Origin of the sequence: Lawsonibacter sp., from assembly GCF_022777125.1 — a bacterium.
GTDB lineage: Bacteria > Bacillota > Clostridia > Oscillospirales > Oscillospiraceae > Lawsonibacter_A > Lawsonibacter_A hominis.
Window position 1 is genome coordinate 21,267 of sequence record NZ_JALFGV010000105.1, and the last position, 10,048, is coordinate 31,314.

Consider the following 10,048-nt stretch of genomic DNA (forward strand, 5'->3'; position numbering starts at 1 on the left):
CAAAGGGCCCCGGCGCGGTAACCCCGCGCCGGGGCCCTTTGCAATGTACTTACGCGCTGTGGGCCTCCTGCCAGCGCAGGGTGCTCGGGATATGGGGCGGGTTGCCCTTGAAATCCCGGTCAAACCAGGCCGGGACCGGTTCTTCCGCCGCGACGGCCCGGAAGAATGCCCCAAGCTGCTCCGCCGTCTCCTCCACCGCCCGCTCCAGCAGGCGGTCCAAATCCGCGTTGCTCTCCGCCGCAGAGGGGTGCGGCTTCTCTTTCAAGGCGATGCCCTTGGCGGAGCGAATGGGCAGCATATGACTCACCGCACCGATCACTCTTCCCCGCTTGGTTCCGCAGGAGCGGGCCAGAAAACCGATCAAAAAGGTCATGGCGCGATAGGCCTGCCGTACCTGCCCCGGCGAGGCATGCACGAAGGCCCGGGCGGCGGCCTGCCAGACCGCGCCATCCTCCGGCGCCGCCGGCAAATGGGCCCTGCCGCATGGATCCAATCCATCGTCCTCCATCAGCATCCGGTCATACTCCCCCTCCATGGCCATGTGGGAGATGGGGCCTTCGGCGGCCCGTTCGTCCACATAGCCGTGGCAGGCGCTGTCCAGCGCCAGATGGCAGAGAAAGCCCGCCGTGTAGCCTACGGCCTGCGGCTGGCCCTCCTCGACCGCCTGGCGCAGCCGCTCTGCGGCGGGCAGCGCGGAGCGGCGGTGCATCCGTACCCCTTCCCGCCGGACGGCGTTGGGGCGCAGCGGCTGGTAAAAGAACAGCGGGTCCGGCCCCAGGCACCCCAGGTCGAAGGCCTCCCGCTCTGCGGCGATCGCGTCGGCAAGCCCTTGCGGAAGCGCTTTCAGCACCTTGCCGCCAAACTTCAGATGGGCATAGTAATTGGGCATGGTATGCTCTGGTTCCTCCTTACAGATCCGGGCGGCTCAGGAGAACGGCGATTGCTCCCGGCCCTGCGCAGGCCGCCCTGCGATTGCTCTACCTGACATTATAGCACAGCCGTCAAGCGTGGGAAGCAAAAACCGTCGGCAGTTTCCCCGGCGCCGGCGCCGGGGAAACTGCCGACGGTCCTTTCCGTTTATTTGATCGCCGGAAGGCCGCCCGGCCTGCCGGCATCCCGGCCATCAGCCGCCCAGATAGGCCTTCTTGACCGCCTCATCCTCCAGCAGCTGCTTTCCGGGGCCGCTGAGGGTAATACGCCCCGTCTCCAGCACATAGCCGCGATGGGCCACTGAGAGGGCCATCTGAGCGTTCTGCTCCACCAGAAGGATGGTGGCTCCGCCCTTGTTCAGTTCCTGGATGATATCGAAAATCTGCTCCACCAGGATGGGGGCCAGACCCATGGAGGGTTCGTCCAGCATCAGCAGCCTGGGGTTGGACATGAGCGCGCGCCCCATGGCCAGCATCTGCTGCTCACCGCCGGAAAGGGTGCCCGCCACCTGGCGGCGGCGCTCCTTCAGCCGGGGGAACTGCTCGTACACCCGCTCCAGACCGGGGGCAATGGTGCTGCTGGGCTGGGTGAAGCCGCCCATCTCCAGGTTCTCCTCCACGGTCATCTGGAGGAAGACCCGGCGCCCTTCGGGCACCTGGGCCAGGCCGCGGGAGACCAGCTTGGCGGCAGACACGCCGCTGATGTTCTCCCCCAGGAAGGTGATGGAACCGGTCTTGGAGCGCAGCAGACCGGACACGGTCTGGAGCGTGGTGGATTTCCCCGCCCCGTTCGCACCGATGAGGGTGACGATCTCCCCCTCCTCCACCTCGAAGGAGACGCCCTTGACCGCGTGGATGGCGCCGTAATAGACATTGATATCCTGTACGCTTAGCAGCATCGTCTTACGCCTCCTTATGGGTACCCAGATAGGCCTTGATGACCTCCGGGTTGTTCTGAATCTCCTCGGCCGTGCCTTTGGCGATGACTTGGCCGAAGTTGAGCACGCAGATGCCCTCGCAGATGCCCATGACCAGGCTCATATCGTGCTCGATGAGCAGGATCGCGATCTGGAAGGTATCCCGGATCTTGACGATGTTCTCCATGAGCTCGGCCGTCTCCGAAGGATTCATGCCCGCCGCCGGCTCGTCCAGCAGCAGCAGAGAGGGATTGGTGCCCAGGGCCCGGACGATCTCCAGCCGCCGCTGGGCGCCGTAGGGCAGGGCTCCCGCCTTTACGTCGGCCAGATCCTGCATGTCAAAGATGGACAAAAGCTCCAGGGCCCGCTGGTGGGCGGCCTTCTCCTGCCGCCAGTAGTTGGGCAGGCGCAGGATGCCCGAGAGCATGGAATAGGGCTCCTGATTGTGCAGGCCGATCTTTACGTTGTCCTCCACGCTCAGATTGCTGAACAGGCGGATGTTCTGAAACGTGCGGGCGATGCCCATGCGGTTGATCTGCACGGTGGTCTTGCCGGAGGTATCCATGCCGTCCAGCAGGATGGTGCCCCGGGTGGGCTGGTATACCTTGGTCAGCAGATTGAATACCGTGGTCTTGCCCGCGCCGTTGGGGCCGATGAGTCCCGCGATCTCGGTGCGCCCAATGGTCAGGTTGAAATCGTCCACCGCCCGCAGGCCGCCGAAGTCGATGCCCAGATGGCTGCATTCCAGGATGGGAGATTTGTCGATATCCCGTTCGGGGATGATGGAGTGGCTGGGCACGGGCACCATCTTGGGCTTGTCAAATTTCTTAGCCATCAACGCTGGCCCCCTTCCGTTTGGGAATGATCCGGGCAAAAAAGCTCTTGAGCATGGGGTTGTTGGTCGCCAGCATCACCAGGATCAGCACGATGGCGTACACCAGCATCCGGTAGGTGGCAAACCCGCGCAGCGCCTCCGGCAGGATGGTCAGGGCCGCGGCGGCGATGATGGAGCCCCACATCCGGCCCAGGCCGCCCAGCACCACGAAGACCAGGATGAGAATGGAGGTGTTGAAATCGAACTTGGTGGCGATGACGGCGGTCTGCCCCTGGGCAAACAGCGTGCCCGCCGCCCCGGCCAGCGCGGCGGAGAGGACAAACGCCATCATCTTGTACTTGGTGACGCCGATGCCCACGCTCTCTGCGGCAATACGGTTGTCCCGGATGGCCATGATGGCCCGGCCCGCCCGGCTGTTCACCAGGTTGAAAATGATGATCAGAGCCACCAGGATCAGGAGAAAGCCTGCGGTGAAGGTGGAGATCTTCTGGATGCCCGGAATCCCCATAGGGCCGTTGAGGATCATGCGCCCGCCCTCGCCCAGGGTCATGGTGTTTTTGAGGAAGCTGACGTGGAGCCCCACGCCGTCCATACCGATGTACAGATTATTGACGATGCTCTTGATGATCTCACCGAACGCCAGCGTGACGATGGCCAGGTAGTCGCCGTTGAGGCGGAGCACCGGGATGCCGATGAGGAAGCCCGCCACGGCGGCGCAGCCTGCGCCCACAATCATGGACACCAGCAGCCGCACCGGCGCGGAGGGAAGGGCGGCCTGGAGGCTGACCGCAGCCACCGTGCCCGCAAAGGCGCCCACGCTCATAAAGCCCGCGTGCCCCAGAGAGAGCTCGCCCAGAATGCCAACCGTCAGGTTCAGGGACAGGGCCATGACCACATAAGCGCAGATAGGCACCAGCTGCCCCTGAAGGGTGGAGCTCAGCCCGCCCCCTGCGCTCAGCGCCTGGAGGATCACAAAGGCAACGACCACCATGACGTAGGTCAAACCGTTGGCCCTTGAAGTCTTGCTCAGTCGTTTCATATCCGCCACCTCAAACTTTCTCGCGGACCAGCTTGCCAAGCAGGCCGGCAGGCTTCACCAGCAGTACGACGATGAGCACGGCAAAAACGATGGCGTCGGAGAGCTGGGTAGACAGGTATGCCTTGGCCAAAATCTCGATGACGCCCAGCAGGATGCCGCCCAGCAGCGCCCCCGGGATGGAGCCGATGCCGCCGAAGACGGCGGCGGTAAACGCCTTGATGCCGGGCATGGAGCCGGTGGTGGGCTGGAGGGTGGGGTAGGAGGAGCACAGCAGCACGCCCGCGATGGCCGCCAGGCAGGAGCCGATGGCAAAGGTCATGGAAATGGTGGTATTCACGTTGATCCCCATCAGCTGTGCTGCTGCCTTGTCCTCGGAGCAGGCCCGCATGGCCTTGCCCATCTTGCTTTTGCTGGTAAACAGGGTCAGGGCGATCATGATGACGATACAGGCCGCGATGGTCACGATGGAGGCATAGGAGAGGTTCAGCTGCCCTTCAAACAGGCTGATGCCGGTCTTGACGGTCCCGGTCTCCCGGTCGGTAACGGTAAAAAAGGTGGGGAAGATCTTCGGGTTGGAGGTCCAGAGCAGCTGCGCGGCATTCTGGAGGAAGTAGCTCATACCGATGGCGGTGATGAGCACGGCCAGGGAGGTAGCCTGCCGGAGCGGCTTGTAGGCCAGCCGCTCGATCACCACGCCCAGGGCGGTGCAGACCGCCATGGCCAGGAGCACGCCCAGGATGGGGGGCAGTCCGAAGCTGGAGCTGGCAAAGAAGCAGACGTAAGCTCCGACCATAATCACGTCCCCGTGGGCAAAATTGAGCATCTTGGCAATGCCGTACACCATGGTGTACCCCAGGGCGATGATGGCGTAGACGCTGCCCAGGCTGATCCCGTTGATCAGATGGTTCAGGAAGGTCATAACACACACCTCGTAATTCTCTCTCGGGTCCGAGTCCGGACCGGCGGAACGCGCCGCTCGCCCAAACAGGACCGCAACTTCTCTGTCGTCCTGAGCGAAGGGGAGGAAGCGCTTCCTCCCCTTCGCTCGGGACGACACGGCGGGACAAAAACAGAAGTAAGAGGGCTGCCGTTTCGGGCAGCCCTCTCGGAACTTCCGTAAGGGCGGGATAAATACCGCTGTTCTGTATGGCAGTTGTGTCCGGGCTTAGTCCATGCCTACGTAAGCGCCGTTGGCAATGACCATGCCCTTGGGGCTCTTGGAGACCGCGCCGGTCTCATCCCAGGTCATCCCCTCGCCGGTCAGGCCGTCAAAGGAGAACTCAGGGGAAGTGAACTGGGCGATCAGCAGGTCGCACAGCTCACTGGCGCTCATATCGGAGGTAGCGCCGGCATTGGTCAGGGCCTGATAAATGGCATAGACGCAGTCGTAGGCGTCGGCGGCAAACTGGTTGGGGATATCGCCGTACTTCTCCTGATACTTGGCCACAAAACTCCGGGTAGCGTCATCTTCGGCGTCGGCGTTAAAGGGGGTCAGCAGCATAACGCCTTCCGCCAGGGCGGTGTCGAAGCCGTCCAGCGTCAGGATGCCGTCCATGCCGTCCACGCCGAAGAACGTGGGCGCATACCCCACCGCCTTGGCCTGGGCCAGGATCAGCGAGGCGGGCGTGTAGTACATCGGCAGGAAGATGAGGTCGGCGCCGTTGGTCTTGGCGTCGGCGATCTGGACGGAGAAGTCGGTCTGGCTGTCCTCCGTAAAGGTGGTGGTGGACACGATCTCCAGGCCCAGCTCGGCGGCCTTGGCGACAAAGCTGTTGTAGATGCCGGTGGAGTACACGTCGTCGTTCTTGTAGATGACGGCGATCTTCTCGCCCAGCGTCTTATCCGAAATGTACTGCGCGGAAGCGGAGCCCTGGTTGGGGTCCATGAAGCACATCTGGAACGCGTTGTCCTTCCGGGGAATGTTCACGGTGCCGGTCAGAGGATCGGCCACGCCGCCCAGCACATCGGTGGAAGAGGCGGAAGGCGTCAGCAGGAAGATGTGGTCGGCGTTGCTCTCGGAAGAGGTGGCCACGCAGGGGGTGGATGTAACGGAGCCCAGGAAGATCTGCAGGCCCCAGTCCTTCAGGGTGTTATAGGCGTTGCCCGCCTTCTCGGCGTCGTGGGCGTCGTCCTCATAGCGCAGGTCGAACCGGATGTCGCCGTTCAGGGCGTTGATCTCCTCTACGGCGATCTCGGCGCCCTGCTTGGCCGCGTTGCCGTAGATGGCCGCGCCGCCCGTCAGGGGGCCGGTGCCGCCCAGCTTGAACGCGGACGTGCTGCCGCCGGCGGGGGCGGTGCTTTCGGGCGCGCCGGTCTCGGGGCTGGTGGTCTCAGGCGCGGGGGAACTGGCGGTGCCGCCGCTGCCGCCGCAGCCGGCCAGCAGGGAGAAGCAAAGGGCACCCGCCATGGCAAGAGACAGGATGCGGGATTTCTTCATCATTCATTACCTCCTTTAAGGTTGTTGACAATTATATCTTCCCACAGCAAAATTGTCAACCGCTAAAATGCACAATGGCCGTCCAATGCGGACAGCCATTGTGGGAGATATCGACAATTTTAAAACGCGCCGGTCTAAATTACCAGCCCGCCGTTCGGCGCCAGCACCTGTCCGGTAATGAACCGGGCGGCGTCAGAGGCCAGAAAACAGACCGACTGCGCCACGTCCTCCGGCGTGCCGATGGTCCCCAGCGGGGTCTCCTCCGCCAGCGCCGCCAGCGTCCCGGCATCCAGGCGGGCGTTCATTTCGGTATCAATGACCCCCGGGGCCACGCAGTTGACCGTGATGCCCGAGGGGCCCAGCTCCTTGGCCAGAGCCTTTGTCAGGCCGATGACCGCCGCCTTGGAAGCGGAATAGGCCGCCTCGCAGGAGCCCCCCACCTGCCCCCACATGGAGGATACCGTCACGATGCGCCCCGCCTTCCGGTGGATGAAGTGGGGAAGCACGGCCCGGATGCTGTGGAAGACCCCATCCACATTTACGGCGAACATCCGCCGCCAGTCGGCGTCAGTCAAATCGCCAAACAGTTTCTGCTGGGAGATTCCGGCATTGCATACCAGAATGTCAAGTTGACAAAATTTATCTAACACATTGTCAACCATATCTTGTACCTGGACCGGGTCGGCCACGTCGGCCTGAAGGGCCAGTCCCCCGACCTGGGCCGCCAGAGCCTCTGCCTGGCCCCGGGAGCCGCGGTAGTTTATGACCACCCGGCACCCGTCCGCGGCAAAGCGCCGGACACAGGCCGCGCCGATGCCGCGACTGCCACCGGTAATAAGAACGACCTTTTGTCCCATTTTGTTATCGTCCTTTCAGCCAGTCCACGCACAGGGGATGCCATGCAGCTGCGTGGGCATTGCAGTGATCCTCGTCCCGGGCGCTCTCCCGGTCGGCCAGCCCCATGGCATGCGGCCCGTCCGCAAAGAGATGCAGCTCAAAGGGCACCTCCGCCGCCCGCAGCGCGCGGGCATAATCCAGCGTATTTTCCACCGGGACGGTCGCATCCCGCACAGTGGCCCACAAAAAGACGGGCGGGTGGCCCGGCCGGACCTGCCGGTCCAGCCGCAGCGCCTCCGGCGCTCCGATCTCCTCCATCAGCGCCGCCAGGTGGACCACCGGATAGCCCAAAACCGCCGCGTCAGGCCGCACCTGATCCGGCGTCAGGCCCAGCGCCGCTCCGATCGCCGGATCCTCCCAACGGCCCGACAGATATCCCGCCAGATGTCCGCCTGCCGAAAAACCGCATACAGCCACCCGGTCGGCACGAAAGCCGTACTCCGCCGCATGCGAGCGAAGGAAGGCCACCGCTGCGGCCGTCTCCAGCAGAGGCTGGGGCCAGCGTCTGGGCAGCACACTGTAATCCAATACAAAGGCTTGGATCCCCGCCGCCAAGAAGGCCAGCGCCACGGGCTCGGACTCCGCGGGCGCCAGGCGCCGGTAGGCCCCGCCCGGGAGGATAAGCACCGCCCAGCGCTTGCCGTCATCGGCCAACAGGCCGGTGTGTTCCCGGCAATAGGCCCGCAGCCGGACTCCTTCCCCCGCCGTCAGCCCCGGATGCAGCTCTGCGGGGCCAAATTCCCGGTACAGCATATCTCCCGCTCCTTTTTCTCCGTTCGCCAGCTTTCTCCCTTTGCTCCAGTATAGCAGTTTCCTTCACTCTTTAAAAGAGGAATTCGGAAAAAAGTATTGACAAGTCGTCCTGTTGCGGATATAATAATCTTCGCTGTCTGGACGATTAGCTCAGCTGGTAGAGCATCCGCTTGACGTGCGGGAGGTCACAGGTTCAAGTCCTGTATCGTCCACCAGATCAAAGCTCTGGAACCATATGGGTTCCAGAGCTTTTTGCAAATGCTGTTCAAGCAGGGCAGGGCCGCAGAGGACGGGATGGGAACCCGTCCTCAGCGGCCCGGCCTCATCCCACAAATTCAGCCGGATTTCGAGGGGCCGCCACCAGATCTTGCAGCCTTTGAAGCGGTCCGCATCCATTCCACCGGCGCCGATCCTGTCGCGGCGCAGGCGTGTGGGCGGCACGGCTCTGCCCTGTGCTATCCCATGGAACCGCGGCAGGCGCGTAAAAAAAGAAGACACGCTTCCAGCGTGTCTTCTTTTTTGGTGGAGACGACAGAACTCGAATCTGTGACCCCTTGCGTGTGAAGCAAGTGCTCTACCGGCTGAGCTACGCCTCCATATTTGGTGACCCGTACGAGACTCGAACTCGTGTTACCGCCGTGAAAGGGCGGTGTCTTAACCACTTGACCAACGGGCCATGTTGCCCAAGCGGGCCGGGGTCCCTTCCCGAAGGAAAGTCCCAAAAGACGGCACGTGCCGTCTTTTGGGTCTGGTAGCGGCACCTGGATTTGAACCGGGGACACTGCGGGTATGAACCGCATGCTCTAGCCAACTGAGCTATGCCGCCTTGTCAGGCCCTGCCACACAGGGCAAGAGTTAGTATACCCGATTTGTCCCGGCTTGTCAATCTTTTTTTACGGAAAATCAGTCGATTTTATACCCCACGCCCCATACCGTTTTGATGAACCGGGGATTCCGGCTGGGCTCGCCCATTTTCTCCCGCAAACGGCGGATGTGTACCATAACGGTATTGTTCCGGTCCAGATACTTCTCTCCCCATACCGTCTCAAACAGGCGCTCGGCGGAGATGACCTGTCCCCGGTTTTCACACAGCATCCATAGGATGTCAAACTCAATGGGCGTCAGATTCAGCTCCCGGTCGTAGAGCTGGCACTCATGCGTGCCCCGATTGATGACCAGGCCGTTGAAATCGATCAGGTCCCGGCTCTCGGAGGACTTGTCCGCCTCGTTATAGCGGGTATAGCGCCGCAGCTGCGCCTTCACCCGGGCCACCAATTCCAGAGGATTGAAGGGTTTGGTGATGTAGTCGTCCGCGCCGATGGTCAGCCCTGTGATCTTGTCCATATCATCCACCTTGGCGGTGAGCATAAGCACCGGAAAGTGGTGCTCCTTGCGGATCTCCCCGCACAGGGTAAAGCCGCTGATATCGGGCAGCATCACGTCCAGAATGGCCAGATCCAGCCGCTCGCGGGCCACGCAGGCCAGCGCTTCGGTGCCCGTGCCGCATTTGAAGACGGTGCACCCCTCGCTTTTCAGGTAGACCTCCACCAGATCGGCGATCTCCGGCTCGTCGTCTACAACCAGGATATTGGCATCCATGGCACGCTCCCCTTTCAGCGGTATTCCAGTGTGCCGCGGCAACTCTGCAAAGCGGTTGCTTCAGCCGGCGTACTTTGCTATCAGTGCTATTATAACCAATCTGCCGCAGGCAGGTCAAGCCAGGCGCATCATTGTAAGAAAAACATCAGGAACGGGCGCGAAAAAGAGCCGGGCCCGCGTTCGCAGGCCCGGCTGACCGGTTTTCGCCTTACTCGTCCCAATCGGCGTAGTCGTCCGTCTCGTCATGGCAGCAACAGAGCTTCTTCTCTGCCAACAGCCCCTTCACACGGTCGACGAAATCGACGATCTTATCCCAATAGAGAACCACAGTGTAGGCCAGAGCGGCCAGGATGGTGAGAATGGTGAAAAATTTCACCACACCGCAAAAAAACTTTTTCATCGTGCAGGCAGCCTCCTTACCGTTTTTGCTGCTGATCCATTGCTATCCACAGTTTACACGTTTCTTTCCCAAAATACAAGTGCGCCGCCCTACTTTCTTGAACGAAAATGTCAATAGTAAATGCGAAAAAAATATAAAAAAATATATTTGACTAAAACCCAAGGGCGGCGACGCACTCTTGAAACAGGATTTCGGACGTTCTCCACCCCAAGATTTCACGGGGATAATTGTTCACCCACTCT

General features: G+C 61.9%; 10 protein-coding genes and 4 tRNA genes. 1 reads left to right on the plus strand and 13 read right to left on the minus strand.

Annotation, left to right across the window (positions count from 1 at the left end):
- Positions 1 to 49: 49 nt before the first annotated feature.
- The 8 genes from MR825_RS09060 to MR825_RS09095 form a co-directional block, all read right to left on the minus strand.
- Complete coding sequence (locus MR825_RS09060) at positions 50 to 889, minus strand: zinc dependent phospholipase C family protein (protein ID WP_287880302.1); 840 nt, start codon at positions 887 to 889, stop codon at positions 50 to 52.
- A 234-nt stretch (positions 890 to 1,123) separates the two neighbouring features.
- The gene (locus MR825_RS09065) at positions 1,124 to 1,825 is read right to left on the minus strand and encodes an ABC transporter ATP-binding protein (protein WP_186906823.1); all 702 of its coding nucleotides are present in this window, start codon (positions 1,823 to 1,825) and stop codon (positions 1,124 to 1,126) included.
- A 7-nt stretch (positions 1,826 to 1,832) separates the two neighbouring features.
- Positions 1,833 to 2,654, minus strand: a complete 822-nt coding sequence (locus MR825_RS09070) for an ABC transporter ATP-binding protein (protein ID WP_287880312.1) — start codon at positions 2,652 to 2,654, stop codon at positions 1,833 to 1,835.
- Positions 2,655 to 2,673: 19 nt separating this feature from the next.
- Complete coding sequence (locus tag MR825_RS09075) at positions 2,674 to 3,720, minus strand: branched-chain amino acid ABC transporter permease (protein ID WP_287880305.1); 1,047 nt, start codon at positions 3,718 to 3,720, stop codon at positions 2,674 to 2,676.
- Between the two features lie 10 nt (positions 3,721 to 3,730).
- Entirely contained in the window at positions 3,731 to 4,639 is a 909-nt protein-coding gene (locus tag MR825_RS09080) for a branched-chain amino acid ABC transporter permease (protein WP_287880307.1), read from the minus strand.
- Positions 4,640 to 4,885: 246 nt separating this feature from the next.
- Positions 4,886 to 6,157 carry an ABC transporter substrate-binding protein gene (locus tag MR825_RS09085; RefSeq protein WP_287880314.1) on the minus strand — a complete coding sequence of 424 codons (1,272 nt, stop codon included), beginning with the start codon at positions 6,155 to 6,157 and terminating at the stop codon, positions 4,886 to 4,888.
- A 134-nt stretch (positions 6,158 to 6,291) separates the two neighbouring features.
- The gene (gene ymfI, locus MR825_RS09090; protein ID WP_186906794.1) at positions 6,292 to 7,014 is read right to left on the minus strand and encodes an elongation factor P 5-aminopentanone reductase; all 723 of its coding nucleotides are present in this window, start codon (positions 7,012 to 7,014) and stop codon (positions 6,292 to 6,294) included.
- A gap of 4 nt (positions 7,015 to 7,018) precedes the next feature.
- Positions 7,019 to 7,807, minus strand: coding sequence for an alpha/beta hydrolase (locus MR825_RS09095; protein ID WP_287880309.1), 789 nt, complete (start codon positions 7,805 to 7,807; stop codon positions 7,019 to 7,021).
- Positions 7,808 to 7,946: 139 nt separating this feature from the next.
- Here MR825_RS09095 and MR825_RS09100 point away from each other — a divergent pair.
- A tRNA-Val gene (locus MR825_RS09100) sits at positions 7,947 to 8,022 on the plus strand.
- Between the two features lie 305 nt (positions 8,023 to 8,327).
- On the opposite strand, the gene MR825_RS09105 is transcribed toward MR825_RS09100, so the two are convergent.
- The 5 genes from MR825_RS09105 to MR825_RS09125 form a co-directional block, all read right to left on the minus strand.
- A tRNA-Val gene (locus MR825_RS09105) sits at positions 8,328 to 8,403 on the minus strand.
- Between the two features lie 5 nt (positions 8,404 to 8,408).
- Positions 8,409 to 8,483: transfer RNA gene (locus MR825_RS09110), tRNA-Glu, on the minus strand.
- A gap of 73 nt (positions 8,484 to 8,556) precedes the next feature.
- Positions 8,557 to 8,633: transfer RNA gene (locus MR825_RS09115), tRNA-Met, on the minus strand.
- A gap of 77 nt (positions 8,634 to 8,710) precedes the next feature.
- The gene (gene vanR / locus MR825_RS09120) at positions 8,711 to 9,406 is read right to left on the minus strand and encodes a VanR-ABDEGLN family response regulator transcription factor (protein ID WP_186906792.1); all 696 of its coding nucleotides are present in this window, start codon (positions 9,404 to 9,406) and stop codon (positions 8,711 to 8,713) included.
- 208 nt (positions 9,407 to 9,614) lie between these two features.
- The gene (locus MR825_RS09125) at positions 9,615 to 9,806 is read right to left on the minus strand and encodes a hypothetical protein (RefSeq protein WP_186906791.1); all 192 of its coding nucleotides are present in this window, start codon (positions 9,804 to 9,806) and stop codon (positions 9,615 to 9,617) included.
- Positions 9,807 to 10,048 lie beyond the last annotated feature (242 nt).

Coding starts and splice junctions, on each gene's coding strand:
- ymfI (WP_186906794.1), bottom strand. CDS start 7,014: ATGGGACAAAAGGTCGTTCTTATTACCGGTGGCAGTCGCGGCATCGGC.
- MR825_RS09125 (WP_186906791.1), bottom strand. CDS start 9,806: ATGAAAAAGTTTTTTTGCGGTGTGGTGAAATTTTTCACCATTCTCACC.
- MR825_RS09075 (WP_287880305.1), bottom strand. CDS start 3,720: ATGAAACGACTGAGCAAGACTTCAAGGGCCAACGGTTTGACCTACGTC.
- MR825_RS09080 (WP_287880307.1), bottom strand. CDS start 4,639: ATGACCTTCCTGAACCATCTGATCAACGGGATCAGCCTGGGCAGCGTC.
- MR825_RS09070 (WP_287880312.1), bottom strand. CDS start 2,654: ATGGTGCCCGTGCCCAGCCACTCCATCATCCCCGAACGGGATATCGAC.
- MR825_RS09085 (WP_287880314.1), bottom strand. CDS start 6,157: ATGAAGAAATCCCGCATCCTGTCTCTTGCCATGGCGGGTGCCCTTTGC.
- MR825_RS09060 (WP_287880302.1), bottom strand. CDS start 889: ATGCCCAATTACTATGCCCATCTGAAGTTTGGCGGCAAGGTGCTGAAA.
- vanR (WP_186906792.1), bottom strand. CDS start 9,406: ATGGATGCCAATATCCTGGTTGTAGACGACGAGCCGGAGATCGCCGAT.
- MR825_RS09095 (WP_287880309.1), bottom strand. CDS start 7,807: ATGCTGTACCGGGAATTTGGCCCCGCAGAGCTGCATCCGGGGCTGACG.